Consider the following 19,281-nt stretch of genomic DNA (forward strand, 5'->3'; position numbering starts at 1 on the left):
TTGTGCGGCGCTCAGGCCGCGCGCGCGGCGGCCATCGTGATCGCCAGGTCCACTGCGGCGAACAGGCTTCCGGGGTCGGCACGGCCGCTGCCGGCCAGATCGAGCGCGGTGCCGTGGTCGACCGAGGTGCGCACGATCGGCAGGCCGAGGGTGACGTTGACCCCGCCGCCGAAGCTGGCGTGCTTGAGCACCGGCAGGCCCTGGTCGTGGTACATCGCCAGCACCGCGTCGCCCTGGGCCAGGGTGTGCGGCACGAACAGGGTGTCGGCCGGCAGCGGGCCGACGAGCTGCATGCCCTCGGCGCGCAGCTTCTCGAGCACCGGGAGGATGACGTCGATCTCCTCGCGCCCCATGTGGCCGCCTTCGCCGGCGTGCGGGTTGAGCCCGGCGACGAGGATGCGCGGTGCCGGCAGGCCGAAGTGGCGCATGAGGTCGGCGTGGAGGATGCGCAGCGTGTCCTCGACCGCCGCCGGGGTGATCGCCGCCGCCACCGCGGCGAGCGGCAGGTGGGTGGTGACCAGCGCCACGCGCAGCCCGCCGCCGACCAGCATCATGACGACGCGCGGGGTGCCGGTCCTGGCGGCGAGGTATTCGGTGTGGCCGGAGAAGGGCATCGCCGCGGCCGCGCCCAGCCCTTCGCAGATCACGCCCTTGTGCACCGGCGCGGTGACCATTGCGGCGAATTCGCCGGCGAGGCAGCCGGCGATCGCGCGCTCGAGCAGGCCGAGCACGTAGGCGCCGTTGGCCGGGTCGAGGCGGCCGGGGCGGGAGGGGGCGGCCAGCGGCTGGTGCAGGACTTCGAGGGTGCCGGGTTCGGGCATCGCGTCTGCCTGCCACGGGCGGACGGGCGCCGGACTGCCGATGGCCGCGGCGCGGTCGCGGATCAGGGCGAGGTCGCCGAGCACCACCACGCGCGCCGGCCAGCGCCGCTCGGCGAGACGGACGCACAGCTCGGGGCCGATGCCCGCTGGTTCGCCGCTAGTGACGGCGATCAGCGGCGCTGCGGCAGCGCGTGCGCTCATTCCCGCTCGAGGCGGTAGTCAACGTAGGTGCTGTCGCGCAGCTGGCGCACCCAGTCCTCGTAGGCCTCTTCCGCCTTGCGCTCGCGCAGTGCCATGCGCGCGGCGTTGCGCTTGCGCTCGTCGGTGACGTCCTGCATCCGCCGTTCGACGACCTGGATCAGGTGCCAGCCGAACGGCGACTTCACCGGCAGGCTGACCTCGCCCGGCTGCAGGGCGTTCATCGCGCGCTCGAATTCGGGCACGGTGTCGCCGGGGTTGACCCAGCCCAGGTCGCCGCCCTTGGCCGCGGAGAGGTCCGCCGAATTCGCCTTCGCCAGCTCGCCGAAGTCGGCGCCGTTGAGTGCACGCTCGCGCAGGCCGAGCAGGCGGGCTTCGGCGTCGCTGTCGGAGAGCACTTCGGAGTTGCGGATCAGGATGTGGCGGGCACGGGTCTGCTCGAGCTGCTGCATGGCCTCCATGCCGCCGCCGCGGCGGTCGACCAGGCGCACGATGTGCAGGCCGGCAGCGCTGCGCAGGACCGGCGAGGTGCTGCCGGGCTGCATGTTGCGGACGGCGTCGGCGAACAGCGCCGGCAGGCGGTCGAGCCGGCGCCAGCCCAGGGCGCCACCCGAAAGGCCGTCCGGCGCATCGGAGACTTCGGCGGCGACGCGGGCGAAATCCTCGCCCGAGCGCAGCCGTGCCATGGTCCGTTCGGCGCGCCGGCGCACCGCCTCGACCTGCTCCGGCGTGGCCCCTTCGGGCGTGCGCAGCAGAATGTGGGCGACGGCGAACTCCTCGCCGCTGAAGGCGTCGGGGGTGTTGGCGATGAAGTTGTCGATCTCGGCATCGGTGACCACGATGCGGTTGTCGACCTCGCGCTCGCGCAGGCGGGAGAGCAGGATCTCGGTGCGGATCTCTTCGCGGAAGCGCTCCCAGGCCACGCCGTCCTGCGCCAGGGTCGCACGCAGCTGGTCGAGGGAGAGCTTGTTGCTCGAGGCGATGCGCTCGATGGCGCGTTCGAGCGCGGCGTCATCGATCCGCAGCGCGCTTTCCTCGGCGCGCTGGATCTGCGCACGCTCGACGATCAGGCGCTCGAGCAGCTGGCGTTCGAGCACCTCCATCGGCGGCAGCTCCACGCCCTGGCGGCGCAGCTGGCGCTCGGCCTGGGCGACGCGGTCGCGCAGCTGCAAGGCGGTGATGACCTCGTTATTGACCACGGCGATGATGCGGTCCACCTCCACCGCGCGGGGCGCAGCGTGGGCGGACAGGCTGAGCGCTGCAGCGCTGAGGCCGATGGCGAGGGCGAGACGGGTACGGGAGAAAGGACGTGTCATGTTCATTGGCTGTGGAGTCGCGTGCCGGAGCTCATTCCGAGCCGAAGATGCGGCCGGACGAGGAGTCGTTGATCTTGCCATAGCCGGGCACGCTGCGCGTGATCAGGCCGACCGGATTGGAGCCGATGCTGGCGAGGTCGTTGAGTTCGAGTTGGACGAAAATGGCCTTGGTGACGTCGTTTTCGTCGATCGCGAAGCGGTGCATTGCGACCCGGAACGCCCAGCAGCCGCCGTCGTATTCCAGTCCGCCGATGGCCTCGGTGAGGCGGTTTTCCTTGAGCGAGTGGGTGAGACGGCTGACACCGTACCAGCCGCGCCCGATCGGCCATTGTCCGGAAACATCGACATCCTCGAGTCCGACGATGTTTTCGGCGATGCGCAGGTTCGGTGCGTAGCGGTAGCTGAGGTTCAGTGCCCTGGCAAAGCCGGGCTGGTAGCGCAGGCTGGCGTTGAAGCGCTCGGTTTCGCGGGTGTCGGTGTTGTATTGCACGTAGGAGTCGAGCGACAGCGTCCTCGACAGCCGTCCGCCGAGTCCGCCGAGCAGCTCGGCGCCCTTGCCGGCGGTGCGCAGTTCGTCCCGGTTGAACAGGTAAACCTCCTGGTCGGAGAAGTAGTAGCGCTGGCCGATCAGTGCGCGCAGGCGCTCGATACCGGTTCCGGCTTCGATGAAGCGGGTGGTCAGGGTGGCGGTCAGGTCGTTGGCGTCGCCGATGCGGTCGCTGCCCGAGAAGCGGTTCTCGGCAAACAGCTGGGCGAAGCCGATGTCGAGGCGGCTGGTGTCGAACAGCGGGATGTCGTCCTGTTTGCGCGAGGGAATGCGCAGGTAGTACAGCCGCGGCTCGAGCGTCTGCAGGTAGTCGCCGTTGAAGAGGCGGGCTTCGCGTTCGAAGAACAGGCCGGAGTCGAGCGACAGGATCGGCACCGTGCGTGAAATCGAGTCGCGTGCCGTGGCGTTGAGCGGTGAGCGCTCGACGTCGTAGTGGGTGTGGTGCACGCCGGCTTTCGGGGTGAGGAACCAGGCCGCGCCTTCCAGCGGCAGCGAGAGCTGGGGGTAGGCAATGGCGCGGGCGGCTTCGTCCTTGTCGGTGTCCGCGTCAGGGTGTTCGAAGCGGACGTACTCGGTCTTGAGTGCCGCCGACAGTCCGCCCGCCAGGTCCGGGCGCGTCGCCGACAGCAGCAGCTGCGGCAGGCGGCGGTAGGGCGAGACGTTGCGCGAGTCCGGGTTGGGGTTGAGCGTCTGGTAGCTCTGCGCCAGCGCCGAGGCGTTCCACCAGCCGCCGGTGTAGATCAGGCGCCCTTCGCGCAGCAGGTTGACGCGCGAGGCCACGCCGATGCGCGAGGACAGGTCCTCGAAATAGCTGTCGTCCGAGACCGCGTTGAGGTCGAGCGAGCCGTACAGATTGGGGGCGAGCCGGTGCTGGTGCTGGACCGAACCGAGACGGCGCTCTTCTCCGGTGATCTTGTCGTTCGCCATCCACTCGATGCGGCTGGTGCCGCGGTAGTCCTCGCCGAGGTAGCGGAATTCGCCGCCCAGCTGCAGCCCGCGTCGGCTCATGAAGCGCGGCGCGAGGGTGGCGTCGTAGTTGGGGGCGATGTTCCAGTAATAAGGGACGGTGAGGTCGAGGCCGGTCTTGTTCGAAGTGCCGAAGGTCGGCGGCAGCAGGCCGGACTGGCGCTGGGCGGTGAGCGGGAACTCGGCCCACGGCATCCAGAAGATCGGCACGTCCTTGAACACGATCGAGCTGCCGCGGGCGGTGCCCACTTCGCGGTCGTAGTCGAGTTCGAGCTCGCGGGCCTTGATGTACCAGTCGGGGTCGGTGGCGCTGCAGGTCGTCCAGGTGGCGTTTTCGAGGCGGAACTGGTTCTCGCCTTCGAGCCTGAGCACGTCGGCTTCGCCGCTCCCCGATACCGAGCGCAGGGCGTCGCCCGCGACCCGCGGATCGCGTTCGCGCGACAGGGTGTAGCGCGGCGATTCGAACTGCCCGGTGTGCGCGCCGACGATCAGGGTGGCGCGAGGGCCGGCGATGGTGTCCTCGCCCTGGCGGAGAAGGACGTTGCCTTCGGCGACGGCCTCGTCGGTGGGCTCGCGGTAGGTCACCTTGTCGGCGGTCAGCACGATGTCGTCGCGCTGCAGCTCGGCATCCCCGTCGGCGACCAGCTCGATGCTGCGCGAACCGTGGATGCGCAGCGCGCTGATCGCGGTCGTGCCCGGCGGCAGGGCGGCGGCGGGTGCCTGGCGGGGCGGGGCGGGCGGGGCCGCGCGCGGCGCGCGCTCGCGGGCCGGGGACGAAGGCGCAGTGCCCGCCTGCGGCGCGGTTTTTGCCGGCGGCTGGGCGGGCGCGGGCACGCGGCCGCGCAGCAGCTCGGGCGCCACTTCGAGCGGCGGCAGGCCGGCGGCGAAGCCGGTGCCGCAGAGGCACAGCAGCAACAGCGGAATCAGACGTATGCGCGTATTCGGAGCCATCGAAGCCCAAACCTTTCCCGTCGTTCGCAATGTGCGGCTGCCCACCCGAACCATCGTGTTGATAAACTCGCGGATTGTACACGAACACCCGCGGAGAACCCGTTTGCACCGCCTCGAACAGCTCAAGTCCTGGCTCGCCGCCACCTTGCCCGGCCAGCCCTGCGAACTCGCCCCGGCCTCGGCCGACGCCAGCTTCCGCCGTTACTTCCGCGTCCGCTTCGCCGACGGCAGCCCTTCGCGCATCGTCATGGACGCGCCGCCGGACAAGGAGGACGTCCGCCCCTGGCTGCAGGTCGGCGAGCATTTCCGCGCCGCCGGCGCCCATGTCCCCGAAGTGCTGGCGCAGGACCTGGCGCAGGGTTTTCTGCTGCTGTCCGATCTCGGCTCGACCACCTACCTCGCCGCGCTGCAGACGGAAGACGCCGGGGCGCACGGCCTGCAGCGTGCCGCCCACCTCTACGCCGATGCGCTCGGCGCGCTCGCCGCGATCCAGTGCGCCAGCCGTCCCGGCGTGCTGCCCGAGTACGACCGCGGCCTGCTGCTGCGCGAGATGCAGCTGTTTCCCGAATGGTACGTCGCCTGCCACAAGGGCGTGGCGCTGACCGATGCCGAAACGGCGATGCTCGATGCCGCCTTCGAGCGCATCCTCGCCGTCAACCTGGCCGAACCGCAGGTCTTCGTCCATCGCGACTTCCACTCGCGCAACCTGATGCTGCTCGAGCCCGGTGAGGGGCGCGGGGCCAATCCGGGCGTGATCGATTTCCAGGACGCGGTGTACGGCCCGATCAGCTACGACCTGGTGTCGCTGTTCAAGGACGCCTACATCCGCTGGGACGAGGCGTTCGTTCTCGACCTGCTGATCCGCTACTGGGAGGCGGCGAAGAAGCTCGGCCTGCCGGTGCGTGCGGAATTCGCCGACTTCCACCGCGACTTCGAGTGGATGGGCGTGCAGCGCCACCTCAAGGTGCTCGGCATCTTCGCCCGCCTGTACCACCGTGACGGCAAGGACGGCTACCTCGCCGACATGCCGCTGGTGATGGACTACCTGCGCCGCGCGTGCAAGCGCTGGCGCGACCTCGGCCCGCTGCTCAAGCTGCTCGACCGGCTCGAGCCCGAGGACGTGCAGGTCGGCTACACCTTCTGAACCGAGGCCGCCATGCCGGCCCCGGCCCGATCCCCCCGTCGCCTGCGTCCCGCCCCATGACCAAAGCCATGATCCTCGCCGCCGGCCGCGGCGAACGGATGCGCCCGCTCACCGACCATACGCCCAAGCCGCTGCTCGAAGCCGGCGGCAAGCCGCTGATCGTGTGGCATATCGAGCGCCTGCGCGAAGCCGGCTTCACCGAACTCGTAATCAACCACGCCCACCTCGGCCATCGCCTGGAGACGGCGCTCGGCGACGGCAGCGCCTTCGGCGTGCGCATCGCCTGGTCGCCCGAACGCTCCGCGCTGGAAACCGCCGGCGGCATCCGCCACGCCCTGACGCTGCTTGGCGATGCGCCTTTCGTGGTGGTCAACGGCGACGTCTTCTGCGACGCCGACTTCGCTGCCCTGCGCGCCGCCGCCGCAACCCTGCACGCAAAGGGTTCGCTCGCCCACCTGCTGCTGGTCGACAACCCCGCGCACCACCCCGCGGGCGACTTCCACCTTGCCGTCGACGGCCGCCTCTGCGCCGCCGGCATGCCCCGCCTCACCTTCTCCGGGCTGGGCGCCTATCATCCCGCGCTGTTCGCCGAGCTGGCTGACGACGTGCCGGCGAAGCTCGCTCCCCTGCTGCGTGAGGCGATGAACACCGGAAAGGTCCTCGGCCAGCACCACCGCGGGTGCTGGGTCGACGTCGGCACGCCCGAGCGCCTGGCCGAGCTCGACCGCGAACTCGCGCAAAAGGGCTGAACACCGGATCTGCGCCGTGGGGCGAAGCCGAAGAGGCTACGCCGCTGTCCCTGCGACAGTCCCTGCCGTGCCTGCGCTGCGCCTCCAGTGCCATAATTCCGCGCATGAACACACCGAACGCCACTTTCGATCCCGCCCCCTTCCGCGCCCGCCGCGCCCGTCTGTTCGAGCGCATGCAGGCCGCTGGCGGCGGTGTCGCCATTCTCGCCACCGCACCGGAGCGGGTGCGCAACCGCGACACCCACTACCCCTACCGCCACGACAGCTACTTCTACTACCTCACCGGCTTTCGCGAGCCCGAAGCCGTCGTCGTGCTGGTCGCGGGGGCGGCGCCGAAGCAGATCCTGTTCTGCCGCGAGAAGAACGAAGAGCGCGAGATCTGGGACGGCTACCGCCACGGCCCCGAAGCGGCGCGCGAGATTTTCGGCTTCGACGAGGCGTGGACCATCGGCGATCTGGAAAAGCGCCTGCCCGACACCCTCGCCGACCAGCCCCTGCTGTGGACCGGCCTGGGCTACGACAACGACTGGGACGTGCGCGTGCTGGGCGCGCTCAACGCGGTGCGCGACAAGGCTCGCAGCGGGCTCACCCCGCCGCACTCGGTGCGCGACCTGCGCGCCGAGCTCGACGAGATGCGCCTCGTCAAGGACGCCAGCGAACTGGCGACGATGCGCCGCGCCGCGCAGATTTCCGCCGCGGCCCATTGCCGGGCGATGCGCGCCACCGCTCCGGGGCGCTTCGAGTACGAGATCGAGGCCGAGCTGCTGCATGCCTTTCGCCAGGCCGGCAGCCCCTACCCGGCCTATCCGTCGATCGTCGCCAGCGGCGCCAATGCCTGCGTGCTGCACTACGTCGGCAACGAGAGCCGGATGCAAGACGGCGAGCTGCTGCTGATCGATGCCGGCTGCGAACTCGACGGCTACGCTTCGGACATCACCCGCAGCTTCCCGGTCAACGGCCGCTTCAGCGGGCCGCAGCGCGCCCTCTACGAGCTGGTGCTCGCCGCCCAGGCCGCGGCGCAGGGCGCGACCCGCCCCGGCGCGCCCTGGAACGAGCCGCACGACGCCGCGGTCGCCGTGCTTGCCCAGGGCCTGCTCGACCTCGGCCTGCTGCGGGGGAGCCTCGATGGCGTGCTCGAAAACGGCGACTACCGCCGCTTCTACATGCACCGCACCGGCCACTGGCTGGGCATGGACGTCCATGACGCCGGCGAATACAAGGTCGGCGGGGAGTGGCGCCCGCTCGCCGAAGGCATGGTGCTGACGATCGAGCCGGGGTGCTACGTCCGTCCCGCCGACGATGTCCCCGAGGCGTTCTGGAACATCGGCATCCGCATCGAGGACGACGCCGTGGTCACCGCCGGCGGCTGCGAGCTGATCACCGCCGATGCGCCCAAGACGGTGGCCGACATCGAGGCCCTGATGCGGCACGCGCGCCATGGCTGAGCGCGCAGACGAGCGGATTCACGACCTCCTGATCGTCGGCGCCGGCCCGGTCGGGCTGGCGCTGGCGCTGGCGCTGAAGGACGCCGGCCTCGACGTCGTCCTCGTCGATGCGCGCACGCGCGCGGCCGTTGCGGCGGACCCGCGCGACCTCGCGCTGGCCCACGGCAGCCGGCTGATGCTGGAGCGGCTGGGGGTGTGGGAGGCGATCCCGAAGACCGCGATCGAGCACATCCACATCTCGCAGCAGGGCGGACTCGGCCGCACCCTGATCGACGCCGAGGAGCACGGCTTGCCGGCGCTGGGCTATGTCGCCTCCGCGGGCGCGCTCGCCGCCGCGCTGCGCGCCGCGGTCGATGCTGCAGGCATCACGGTGATGGACGAAACCGAAGTCACCGGCCTCATCCCGGCGGCCGATGCGGTCACTGCCCGTCTTGGCGGCGCGGGGCGGCTGGCGGCCACGCTGCGCGCCCGGCTCGCCGCCTGCGCCGAAGGCGGGCTGGGCGCGGACGATCCCGACGTGGTTGAACAGGATTACCACCAGGATGCGCTGATCGCCGTGGCCGACGCCGCCGGCGGTCATCGCCACACCGCGTTCGAGCGCTTCACCGGCGAAGGCCCGCTCGCCCTGCTGCCGCGGGGCGAGGGCTATGCGCTGGTGCACGTGGTCCGCCCCGATCGCGCCGCTGCACTGCTCGCCCTCGATGACGCCGGCTACCTCGCGCGCCTGCAGGCCCACCTCGGTCACCGCGTCCGCCTCACCGGCATCGGCGCGCGTCATCGCTACCCGTTGCGGCTGCGCTATCGCCGGATGGTGGCCGGCGAACGCACGGTGTGGCTCGGCAATGCCGCCCAGACCTTGCATCCGGTCGCCGGGCAGGGCTTCAACCTGGCGCTGCGCGACGTGTGGACGCTGGCCGAACTGCTGCAGCGCCGCAAGGCGGAGGCGGCGGCAGGCAGTGCGCGCGAGGGCGCGGGGGGGCAGGCCGCCGCGTTCGATCCCGGGTGCGCGGCGCTGCTCGCGGCCTACGCGCGCGGGCGCGACCTCGACCGCTTCGGCACGATGCGCTTCACCGATGGCCTGGTGCGCGTGTTCAGCAACGACTTCGCGCCCCTGCGCCATGCGCGCGGCGCGGCGCTGTTCGCCCTCGACCTGCTGCCGCCGCTGCGCGGCTTCATCGCCCGCCGCATGATGTTCGGCGCCCGCGCCTGGCCCTGAGGCCGGCAACGGGCGCCGAAGCGTGCGACCGACCGCGGGGCGCGGCGACCGGGTGGGCTACTTCTTCTGCAGCGGGCAGGTGCTCATCCCGAACAGGCCATACGCCGGGCACCAGCCCATCAGCCCGGTGGCGAGCGGCAGCACGCCGATCCAGGCCCATACCGGGCCGCCGAACAGTGCCCAGGCGATCAGCGCGATGCCGATCACGATGCGAACGATCTTGTCGATACCGCCGACGTTGGTTTTCATGTGCTTCTCCTGGAAAACGGGGGTGGAAAACGGCTGGAACACGTTTCCATTGAAGCACGCGACCGCGCCCCGGTCTGTGACCACGGTTACATAGCCGGGGGCGCGGGCGGGGCGCTCAGACGGCGCTTCTGGCCGGCGCTCCGCTCGCCACCCGGCGCAGTCCGGCGGGGTCGAGGATCTCCACCTGTTCGCGTCCGAGTCGCACCAGCCCCTGGTCGGCGAAGCCCTTCAGCAGCCGGCTGACGATCTCGCGCACGCTGCCGAGCTCGTCGGCGAGCTGCTGGTGGGTCAGGTGCAAGGTCCGCCCCTTGCCCAGCAGCTGTGCCGCCAGACGCTGGTCGAGGCGGCGGAAGGCGACTTCCTCGATCAGCTGCATCAGTTCGGCGATGCGCTCGGCGAAGAGATGGAAGACGAATTCGCGGAACGGGCGCTCGCCGAGCAGATCCTCGAACACCGCCTGCGGCAGCAGCATCAGCACGGTGTCACTCTCGGTGACGCCGCGGGCCCGGTAGTCCTCGCGGCCGAGCAGGCAGGAGGTCGATAGGATGCAGGTCTCGCCCGCGCCGACCCGGTACAGCGGCAGCTCGCGGCCGTTGGGGGCGGATTTGACGACCCGGATCGAGCCGTCGACGACGAACGGGAAACCCGCGCAGGCCTGGTGCTCGTCGAACAGGCAGGTGCCGCCGGGAACGCGCATCCAGCGTGCGGCTTCGAGCAGGCACCGGCGCCCGGAGGGTGACAGGGCGGCGAGCACCGGGTAGCCCTCGTCGAGCCGGGCGAGGGGCGGGGCGTGCGTCGTGTCTCGGGTCGGTCGTGGGTCACTCATCGCAGGCGCATTCCGGGGAAAGAAAAGGGGGGCGGAAGGAGGTTCAGGCCAGTTCGAGGACCACCGGCGCATGATCCGAGGGGCGTTCGAGCCGGCGCGGCGCCTTGTCCACGGTGCAGCTGCGGCAGGCCGGACGCAGCGCCGGCGACACCAGCAGATGGTCGATGCGCAGGCCGAAGTTGCGGCGGAAAGCGAGCATCCGGTAGTCCCACCACGAGAAGCTGCGCTCGGGCTGCTCGAACAGGCGGAAGGCGTCGATCAGGCCGAGATCGAGCAGGGCGCGGAAGGCGGCACGCTCGGGGGCGGAGACGTGGATCTCGTCCTTCCAGTCGGGGTGGGCGTCGCGGTCCTCGGGGGCGATGTTGAAGTCGCCGGCGAGCACCAGGCGCGCGTGCGTCTGCAACTCCCCGCGCAGCCACCCGGTCAGCGCGGCGAGCCAGCGCAGCTTGTAGTCGAACTTGTCCGAGCCGACCGCCTGGCCGTTGGGAAAGTAGCCGCACACGACGCGCACGCCGTCGATGGTGGCGGCGATCAGGCGCTGCTGCTCGTCCTCGAAGCCGGGAATGTTGCGTACCACCGTGGCTTCATCGATCGGTCGCGGGCTGAGGATGGCGACGCCGTTGTAGGTTTTCTGGCCGGCGAAGGCGGCGTGGTAGCCGACGGCTTCCAGTTCGGCGAGCGGAAACGCCTTGTCCTCGAGTTTCAGCTCCTGCAGGCACAGCGCATCGGGTTTGTGCGCGGCCAGCCAGTCGAGCACCTGGGGGAGGCGCACTTTCAGGGAGTTGATGTTCCAGGTGGCGATTTTCATGGATCGTCCGAATGTCCGATGGGGTCGATGAGCCGGGCCGGCCCGCAGTCGGTCATTGTGCCACTGCGCCCTGCGGCGGGGTGGGCTGCGGGGAATGTACTTGGCGCGCGGGCGTTGTCGGGTAGCCCGGAGGGGGCATCCGGAATTAAGCTATATCAATCTGTGATCTTAATTCCCAAGTAAAATACTCAACTAAACAACAGTTCGAGAACAACCAAGGAGGAGGCCCCCTTATGTTTTCCGCAAAGCTTACGCAGTTCCTGTTTCGACCCCGCTCCGGAGCCGGGCGCACCCAGCGCGACAATGCCTGGCTGGAGGCGCGCGTGGCGCAGCTCGAAGCCGAGGGCGCCGCGCTGCGCGATGAAGTCGCAGCGCTGCGCGAGGAGCGCGGCGCGCTGGGTGGGGTGTTTTCCAGCCTGTCCAGCTTTGGCGCTTCGCTGGGCGGGGTACGCGAATCCTTTCTCGGCCTGGCGAGTACGCTGAACGAGGAAAAATCCTCCGCCCTCGAAGCCGCTGCCCAGTCGCAAAGCAACCGTGTCGCCTTCGAGCAGATGGCGGGCAACCTGCGCAGCCTGTTCGGCCGCATGAGCGAGGCTTCGCGCAACGTCGATGTGCTGATGCAGCGCACCGGCGAGATCGGCGGCATCGTGCGCCTGATCAAGGAGATCGCCGACCAGACCAACCTGCTGGCGATCAATGCCGCGGTCGAGGCTGCGCGGGCCGGCGAGGCCGGGCGCGGCTTCGCGGTGGTGGCCGACGAAGTGCGCAAGCTGGCCGAGCGCACGGCGAAGGCGACCACCGAGATTTCCGCCCTGGTCGGCAGCATCCAGGAAGAAACCGATAGCGCCAAGGCGGTGATGGAAGCCGGGGCGGAGGATGCCGGCCGTTATTCGGCAGAGAGCGAACTCGCCGTGGGCAGCATGTCGCGCTTGTTCGAGTTGTCGCAGCGCATGGAGCAGGCGGTGGCTTCGTCGGCGCTGCTGTCCAATGTCGAGCTGGCGAACATCGAGGAGCTGATCCTCAAGCTCGAAGTCTACAAGGTGTTCCTCGGGGTCTCGAACCTTCGGCCGGACGATCTGCCCGACGAAAAGCACTGCCGCCTCGGGCAGTGGTATTACGACGGCGAGGGGCGGGAGCATTTTGCCGGGCTGCCCGGGTATGCCGCGCTGGAAAAACCGCATCGTGCAGTGCACACCCATGCCCGCCAGGCGGTGACCTTCTATTACGAAGGCCGCCTCGATGCCGCGCTCGATCAACTGCAGGCGATGGAACGGGCCAATCTCGCGGTGATGGGTGGCATGAGCCGGATCCTGGGCAAGGCAAACGGGCAATGAAGGCCGCCAGCGGCAGCGCGATTGCCCGCGAAATGCGGATCGACGCCGATGAGATCGCCGAACGCAAGGCCTTTCTGCGCCTGGGCGAGGATGACGCCGCGTCCTTGCGGGCGGTGCACGCGGCGATCGGAGCGCAGGGCCGCCATGGCTTTTCCGATGCGTTCTACGCCGCGCTGCGCAGCCGTCCGGCACTGGCGGCGCTGCTGCGCGACGATGCCACCGTGGCGCGGCTGAAGGCGGCGCACGAGCGCTACTTCCGCGAACTGACCGCAGGCGAATATGGCACCGACTACGTCGAGCGCCGGCTCGAAGTGGGTGTCACCCATGCGCGCATCGGCCTCGAGCCGAAGTGGTATGTCGGCGCTTTCCGCGAATACCTGTCGGGCATGGTCGACACCTTGTGGACGCACAGCGGCGGGCGCCGCGAACAGTTCATTCCGGCCTTCGACGCCCTGCTCAAGGTCGCCCTGTTCGACCTCGGGCTGACCCTGGACACCTACATCCACGCCGACAAGCGGCGCATCGCGCTGCGCGACCGGGCGATCGAATCGAGCGTCAATGGCGTGTTCATCGCCGACGCCGGCCAGCCGTGCTACCCGCTGATCTACGTGAACCCGGCGTTCGAGCGGGTGCTCGGCAGCACGGCGGGGACGATCGTCGGCAGGCCCTGCATCTGCCGCGACGAGGTCGCCGACGGCTACGCCGAGATCCGCCGCGCGATCGCCCACGGCACCGAAGGCAACACCGTGCTCCGCTTGCGCCGCGCCGACGGCGAGCGGCGCTGGATCGAGCTCTTTCTGGCGCCGGTGCGCAGCGAGGCCGGGGCGGTCACCCACTTCGTCGGCGTGCTCAACGACGTTACCGACCGCAAGGACGCCGAGGCGCGGCTGAGCCACCTCGCCAACCACGACCCGCTCACCGGGCTGCCCAACCGCAATCTGCTCCACGACCGCCTTGCCCATGCGATCACGCGGCGCGGAGAAGGCCTGAATGCGGTGCTGTTCCTCGACCTCGACCGGTTCAAACTGATCAACGACAGTTACGGCCACGATGTCGGCGACGAGTTGCTGCGCGCGGTGGCAACGCGGCTGCAGCACTGCCTGCGCGCCGAGGATACGGTGGCGCGGCTGGGGGGCGACGAGTTCGTGGTATTGCTCGAGGATCTGCCCTCGGTCGACGCGGCCGCGGCGATCGCGGGCAAGATCGCCTCCCATCTGTCCGTGCCGGTGACCGTCGGCGAGCGCGAGCTGCCGCTGGCGGCAAGTGTGGGCATCGCCCTCCATCCGCGCGACGGGGCCGATCCGCAGACCCTGCTGAAGCATGCCGATACCGCGATGTACCGTGCCAAGGAGGCGGGACGGGGCGGCTTCTGTTTTTTCGCTGCCGACATGAATGCCCAGGCGCTGCAGCGCCTGACGCTGGAAAACGACTTGCGCCGGGCGCTCGAAAACGGCGAGCTCGAGGTCTTCTATCAGGCTCAGGTGGCGCTCGCTGACGGCCGCCTCACCGGGGCCGAGGCGCTGGTGCGCTGGCGCCACCCGGAGAAGGGGCTGGTATCGCCGGCGGCCTTCATTCCGGTGGCGGAGGAAACCGGCCTCATCGTCAGCCTCGGCGAGCAGGTGCTGCGCGCCGCCTGCCGTCAGCTCGCCACCTGGCAGCGCCAGGGCCTGCCGCGCCTGACGGTGGCGGTGAATCTGTCACCGCGCCAGTTCCGCCAGCCCGATCTGGTGGACCGGGTGGCCGCGATCCTCGCCGAAACCGGCGCCGATCCGGACTGGCTGGAGCTGGAGATCACCGAGAGCGCGGCAATGCAGCACGCCGAGGAAACCATCGGGGCGCTGCGCCGGCTGCGCGAGATGGGCGTCTCGCTGGCGATCGACGACTTCGGCACCGGCTATTCCTCGCTGTCCTACCTGAAGCGCTTCCCGATCGACAAGCTCAAGATCGACCGCTCCTTTGTCCAGGGCGTGCCCGGCAACGGCGACGACGCCGCGATCGTGCAGGCGATCATCGCGATGGCCCGCAGCCTCGGCCTGGCGCTGCTCGCCGAAGGAGTGGAAAGCGAGGCCCAGCGCGACTTCCTCCAGGCGCAAGGGTGTGCGGTCGCGCAGGGCTGGCTGTTCGGCCAGGCCGTGCCCGCGGCCGCCTTCGAGCGCGACCACCTTGCCAGGCACGGCGCCTGAGCGCGCCCGGCGTGCAGCGGGTCAGGCCGGCGTCACCATGCCGTTGTGGCGCAGCAGGGCGTCGACGCGCGGTTCGCGGCCGCGGAAGGCCGTGAACGATTCCAGCGCCGGGCGGCTGCCGCCGACCGCCAGGATCTCGCGCCAGAAGCGCGCGCCGGTCTCCGCGTCGAGCAGGCTGCCCTTGCCCGCGCCGGCCTCCTCGAAAGCCTCGAAAGCGTCCGCCGACAGCACTTCGGCCCACTTGTAGCTGTAGTAGCCCGCGGCGTAGCCGCCGGCGAAGATGTGCGAGAAGCTGTGCGGGAAGCGGTGCCAGGCGGGCGGAATCAGCACCGCCACCTCGCGCCGCACCTCGTCGAGCAGCGCCATCACGCGCTCGATCGGCACCGGGCCGGCGCCTGCCTCCGCTCCCGCATCCACCTCGCTGTGCAGGCGCAGATCGAACATCGAGAACTCGAGCTGGCGCACGGTCTGCATGCCGCTCTGGAAGTTCTTCGCCGCGATCATCTTGTCGTAGAGCGCGCGCGGCAGTGGTTCGCCGCTGTCGACATGGGCGGTCATCCCCTGCAGCACGTCCCATTCCCAGCAGAAGTTCTCCATGAACTGGCTGGGCAGCTCGACCGCGTCCCACTCGACGCCGTGGATGCCGGACACCGCGAGCTCGTCCACCTGGGTGAGCAGGTGGTGCAGGCCGTGGCCGCACTCGTGGAACAGGGTGAGGACGTCGTCGTGGGTGAAGGTGGCGGGCTTGCCATTGACCGGACCGGGGAAGTTGCACACCAGGTAGGCGAGCGGCGTGTCGCTGCCCCAGACGTCGCGGTGGCGGCTGCGCGCCGAGTCCATCCATGCGCCGCCGCGCTTGGTGCTGCGGGCGTGGAGGTCGAGATAGAAGTGGCCCACCAGCTCTGCGTCCTTCTCGATGCGGAAGAAGCGCACGTCCGGGTCCCACTTCGGCGCCTCGTCGGGGAGGATGTCGACGCGATACAGCGCGCGGATCACGCCGAACAGGCCGTCGAGCACCTTGGGCTCGGGGAAGTACTGCTTCACTTCCTGGTCGGAATAGGCGTAGCGCTGCTCGCGCAGTTTCTCGGAAGCGTAGGCAAGGTCCCAGGGTTCGAGCGTGTCGAGGCCGAGCTCGGCCCTGGCGAAGGCCTTCAGTTCCTCCAGATCCTGCTCGGCGAAAGGCTTGGCGCGGGCGGCGAGCTCGTGCAGGAAGGCGAGCACCTGCGCGGGGCTGTCGGCCATCTTCGGCACCAGCGACACCTCGGCGAAATTCCTGTAGCCGAGCATGCGCGCTTCTTCGTCGCGCAGGGCGAGGATGCGGCCGATCAGCGGGCCGTTGTCGAGCTCGGGCGCGCCCAGTTCGGAGGCGCGGGTGGCGTAGGCGCGGTACATGCGCGCGCGCAGGGCGCGGTCGTCGGCGTACTGCATCACCGGCAGGTAGGCGGGCATCTGCAGGGTGAACTTCCAGCCTTCCCTGCCGTCGGCTTCGGCCGCGGCGCGAGCGGCTTCGCGGGCGTCCTCCGGGATCCCCGCAAGCCCGGCCTCGTCGGTGATCCACTCGGCGTGGGCGTTGGTGGCGTCGAGCAGGTTCTCGGAGAACTTGGCCGCCAGTTGCGATTGCTCTTCCTGGATCGCCTGGAAGCGCGGTTTCTGCGCGTCGGGCAGTTCCGCGCCGGAGAGGCGGAAGTCGCGCAGCGCGTGCTCGAGGATGCGCTGGCGCACCGGCGACAGGGTGGCAAACTCGGGACCGTCGTGCAACGCCTTGTACTTCCGGAACAGCGCCAGGTTCTGCCCGACCTCGGCATAGAAGCGCGAAACCTCGGGCAGCATCGCGTTGTAGGCCTCGCGCCATTCGGGCACGTCGAGCACGCTGTGGAGGTGGCCGACCACGCCCCAGGCGCGCGACAGGCGCTCGCCGGCCTCGTCCATCGGGCCGACGAAACCGTCCCAGCTCGGCGGCGCCGGGTCGGCGGTGAGGCGTTCGATCAGCGTGCGGTTCTCGTCGATCAGGCTGCGGACCGCGGGTTCGACATGGGCCGGGCGGATGTCGCCGAAGCGCGGCAGGGCGCTGAAGTCGAGCAGGGGGTTGGCGGGGTCGGGGGTGGCGGAAGAGGGCAGGTGGGGCGTGGCGCTGTCGTGCATCGATGAACCTTGGTGAGAATCCGTTCCGGGTCGTGGGGAAGGCATTGTGCCGTAAAAAAGCCGGCGGACGCCGTTCTCGGCGCCCGTCGGCCGCTCGCAAGGAGAGGGGGCGGGGCGGGTTCGGGGCCGCGAGGCGTGACCGCTGCGTTCAGCGCATCAGCTCGCGGTAGGCATGCCAGCTGGCGTGCCCGAGCAGCGGCAGCAGGATCACCATGCCGACCATCATGGTGGCGAAGCCGACCGCGACCAGGCCAACGATGATCGCCGCCCACAGCGCCATTGCCGCCGGGTTCACCGCGACCGCGCGCAGGCTGGCCATCGCCGCGGTGACGATATCGACCTTGCGGTCGATCAGCATCGGCACCGCCGTCACCGACAGCGCGAACACCACCGTGGCGATGATCGCACCGACCACGAGGTAGGCGGCGACGAAGGACAGGTGCTCGCCGGACAGGAATACGCTGCGGAAGAAGTTCGACAGGTCGGCGACGTTGCCGTCGTAGAACAGGGCGAACAGCACCGCCGAGATGCGCTCCCAGCCGATCAGCGCGATCGCGAGGAAGGCGCCGAAGTAGGCCAGGCCGTCGGCGTGGCCGCGCAGGCCGCGCAGCGAGCCGAGAAACGAGACCGGGTGCCCCTGCTCGTGCTGGCGGGAAATTTCGTACAGCCCGGCAGCGGCGACCGGCCCGATCAGGAAGAAGCCGGAAATCGCCGTGGTGAACAGGTAAGGCAGTCCTGCCGCGTAGGACAGGATCAAGTAGCCGAGCGCAGCCAGGATCACCCCGTAGGACAGGCTCGCGCCCAGGTTCTCGCGCATGTCTTCCCATCCCGCGCGGAGCCACAGCAGCGGCCGGTCGATGCCGACTTCGCGCACGTGGGGCAGGTGAAAGTGCTGTTCCAGGGTCTCAAAAGGCTTGTCCATGGCTCGCTCCGCTTGATCAGCATCGGTCGGGGGGCGGCCCGGCTGCGGATTGGGAGGCTGCCGGGCCGATTCTTAGAGTAGACCGGCCGGAGCGAGTTCGCGAATACGATTTGTTCCGGGTCCAAACCATGCGTTGCGTATGGCACCGTCCGGACGCGTCCGGCCCTGCGGTGGCGGTTCAGGGGCCCGGCTTCCAGATGTTGCGGCACCCCGTCTCGCGCAGGAACAGGCTGGCGAGGGTGCCGAGCAGGGCGGCGGCGGCGAGCAGGCCGATGCCGTGGCGGAAGGTGCCGACCGCATACACGCGCACGCCTTCGACCAGGGTGCCGTCCCAGCCCGCGTCCATGATCAGGCCGACCGCCGGTTGCAGCAGCGCACCGGCGAGAAAGCCGCCCATGTTGGTGACGCTGGTGCTCATCCCCGAGAGCTGGGGCGGGTTCACTTCCTTGGCGCAGGCCCAGGTCAGGGCGAAGCTGGCGGTGGCCACGCCCATCACGGCGAACAGCGCGTAGGACAGCGCGATCGGCATCGACACCGCCGACAGCCACACCAGCCACAGCAGGCTGTACAGGGCGGAGGAGGCGATCAGCACCGGCTTGCGCCGGCCGAGGCGGTCCGACAGGGTGCCGATCGCCAGGCAGCCGACGGCGAAACCGGCGAAATAAAGCGACACGTGGCTCGCCGCCTCGACCCGGGACAGGCCGTGCACCTGCACCAGGTAAGGGGTGGCCCACAGCCCGGCGAAGGCGAAGAAGCTGCCGGCGATGCCGAAGTTCACCCCCACCGCAGGCCAGGTGGCGCGGTTCTTCAGCACCCCCATCAGGCTGCCGAGCACGGCGGTGCGGTCGAAGCGGGGGGCGGGGGTGCCCGGCGCGCGCGCTTCGCGGACGAAGAACCAGCAGGCGACGCCCAGCAGCACCGACAGGACGGCGGCGCCGAAGAACACCCCGCGCCACGAGGCGACCTGTGCGATGGCGGCGAGCGGCGTGCCGGCGAGCACCGAGCCGAGGTTGCCGAGCAGCATCGACAGTCCGACAAGGGTGGCGAAGCGGCGCTCGTCGAACCACACCGCGATCAGCTTGAGCATCGCGATGAACACCACCGACACGCCGAGCCCGACCAGGGTGCGCCCGACCAGCGCGGTGTCCAGGTTCGGGGCGAAGCCGAACAGCGCGCTGCCGGCCCCGGCCACCAGCCCGCCCAGCAGCAGGATGCGGCGCGGCCCCAGGGTGTCGACGAGGATGCCGGTCGGCACCTGCATGATCGTATACACGTAGAAATAGGTCGCCGCGAGCACGCCGAGCGACGCCGCGCTGGTGTGAAAGGCCGCGGCCAGGTCCTGGGCGATGCCGGCGGGGGCGAAGCGATGGAAGAAGGACAGCATGTAGGCGGCGATGACCACGGCCAACGCCAGGTTGCGGCTGGAAGCGGATGTCTGCATGGGGGGCTCCGGAGGAAAAAGGG

The 19,281-nt window shown here is 69.9% G+C and carries 15 protein-coding genes; 6 read left to right on the forward strand and 9 right to left on the reverse strand.

Annotated elements, in window-relative coordinates:
* Nucleotides 1-11: 11 nt before the first annotated feature.
* From pdxA to Tchl_RS10145, 3 genes are read right to left on the reverse strand one after another with little or no spacing between them, the layout of a single operon-like run.
* Nucleotides 12-1,022, reverse strand: a complete 1,011-nt coding sequence (pdxA, locus tag Tchl_RS10135) for a 4-hydroxythreonine-4-phosphate dehydrogenase PdxA (RefSeq protein WP_075148294.1) — start codon at nucleotides 1,020-1,022, stop codon at nucleotides 12-14.
* A complete protein-coding gene (locus Tchl_RS10140) occupies nucleotides 1,019-2,335 on the reverse strand; it encodes a peptidylprolyl isomerase (protein ID WP_075149684.1) in 1,317 nt (438 codons plus the stop codon). Before Tchl_RS10140 ends, pdxA begins: the two co-directional genes overlap by 4 nt.
* Before the next feature lie 31 nt (nucleotides 2,336-2,366).
* Nucleotides 2,367-4,799 (reverse strand): LPS-assembly protein LptD, encoded by a 2,433-nt coding sequence (locus Tchl_RS10145; protein WP_075148295.1) that lies wholly within the window; start codon nucleotides 4,797-4,799, stop codon nucleotides 2,367-2,369.
* Nucleotides 4,800-4,902: 103 nt separating this feature from the next.
* Here Tchl_RS10145 and Tchl_RS10150 point away from each other — a divergent pair, with 103 nt between their 5' ends.
* From Tchl_RS10150 to Tchl_RS10165, 4 genes are all read left to right on the forward strand, one after another.
* Nucleotides 4,903-5,943: an aminoglycoside phosphotransferase family protein gene (locus Tchl_RS10150; RefSeq protein ID WP_075148296.1), complete on the forward strand. Its 1,041-nt coding sequence runs from the start codon at nucleotides 4,903-4,905 to the stop codon at nucleotides 5,941-5,943.
* A gap of 68 nt (nucleotides 5,944-6,011) precedes the next feature.
* A complete protein-coding gene (gene murU, locus Tchl_RS10155; RefSeq protein ID WP_075149685.1) occupies nucleotides 6,012-6,692 on the forward strand; it encodes an N-acetylmuramate alpha-1-phosphate uridylyltransferase MurU in 681 nt (226 codons plus the stop codon).
* A 104-nt stretch (nucleotides 6,693-6,796) separates the two neighbouring features.
* Complete coding sequence (locus Tchl_RS10160; RefSeq protein WP_075148297.1) at nucleotides 6,797-8,137, forward strand: aminopeptidase P N-terminal domain-containing protein; 1,341 nt, start codon at nucleotides 6,797-6,799, stop codon at nucleotides 8,135-8,137.
* Complete coding sequence (locus Tchl_RS10165; protein ID WP_075148298.1) at nucleotides 8,130-9,353, forward strand: FAD-dependent monooxygenase; 1,224 nt, start codon at nucleotides 8,130-8,132, stop codon at nucleotides 9,351-9,353. Before Tchl_RS10160 ends, Tchl_RS10165 begins: the two co-directional genes overlap by 8 nt.
* A gap of 57 nt (nucleotides 9,354-9,410) precedes the next feature.
* On the opposite strand, the gene Tchl_RS10170 is transcribed toward Tchl_RS10165, so the two are convergent.
* The 3 genes from Tchl_RS10170 to xth form a co-directional block, all read right to left on the reverse strand.
* Nucleotides 9,411-9,602, reverse strand: coding sequence for a YgaP family membrane protein (locus Tchl_RS10170; protein WP_075148299.1), 192 nt, complete (start codon nucleotides 9,600-9,602; stop codon nucleotides 9,411-9,413).
* A 115-nt stretch (nucleotides 9,603-9,717) separates the two neighbouring features.
* Entirely contained in the window at nucleotides 9,718-10,428 is a 711-nt protein-coding gene (locus tag Tchl_RS10175; protein ID WP_075148300.1) for a Crp/Fnr family transcriptional regulator, read from the reverse strand.
* Nucleotides 10,429-10,471: 43 nt separating this feature from the next.
* The gene (gene xth / locus Tchl_RS10180) at nucleotides 10,472-11,236 is read right to left on the reverse strand and encodes an exodeoxyribonuclease III (protein WP_075148301.1); all 765 of its coding nucleotides are present in this window, start codon (nucleotides 11,234-11,236) and stop codon (nucleotides 10,472-10,474) included.
* 233 nt (nucleotides 11,237-11,469) lie between these two features.
* Here xth and Tchl_RS10185 point away from each other — a divergent pair, with 233 nt between their 5' ends.
* The gene (locus tag Tchl_RS10185; RefSeq protein WP_075148302.1) at nucleotides 11,470-12,570 is read left to right on the forward strand and encodes a methyl-accepting chemotaxis protein; all 1,101 of its coding nucleotides are present in this window, start codon (nucleotides 11,470-11,472) and stop codon (nucleotides 12,568-12,570) included.
* Complete coding sequence (locus Tchl_RS10190; protein WP_075148303.1) at nucleotides 12,567-14,753, forward strand: putative bifunctional diguanylate cyclase/phosphodiesterase; 2,187 nt, start codon at nucleotides 12,567-12,569, stop codon at nucleotides 14,751-14,753. Before Tchl_RS10185 ends, Tchl_RS10190 begins: the two co-directional genes overlap by 4 nt.
* A 21-nt stretch (nucleotides 14,754-14,774) precedes the next feature.
* Here the strand turns inward: Tchl_RS10190 and Tchl_RS10195 are convergent, their stop codons facing one another.
* From Tchl_RS10195 to Tchl_RS10205, 3 genes are all read right to left on the reverse strand, one after another.
* The gene (locus Tchl_RS10195) at nucleotides 14,775-16,895 is read right to left on the reverse strand and encodes a M3 family metallopeptidase (protein ID WP_075148304.1); all 2,121 of its coding nucleotides are present in this window, start codon (nucleotides 16,893-16,895) and stop codon (nucleotides 14,775-14,777) included.
* Nucleotides 16,896-17,043: 148 nt separating this feature from the next.
* Nucleotides 17,044-17,817 (reverse strand): DUF2189 domain-containing protein, encoded by a 774-nt coding sequence (locus Tchl_RS10200; protein ID WP_075148305.1) that lies wholly within the window; start codon nucleotides 17,815-17,817, stop codon nucleotides 17,044-17,046.
* Nucleotides 17,818-17,995: 178 nt separating this feature from the next.
* Complete coding sequence (locus Tchl_RS10205) at nucleotides 17,996-19,258, reverse strand: MFS transporter (RefSeq protein ID WP_075148306.1); 1,263 nt, start codon at nucleotides 19,256-19,258, stop codon at nucleotides 17,996-17,998.
* Nucleotides 19,259-19,281: the final 23 nt, after the last annotated feature.

It is taken from the genome of Thauera chlorobenzoica, assembly GCF_001922305.1.
GTDB classification, from domain to species: Bacteria; Pseudomonadota; Gammaproteobacteria; order Burkholderiales; family Rhodocyclaceae; genus Thauera; species Thauera chlorobenzoica.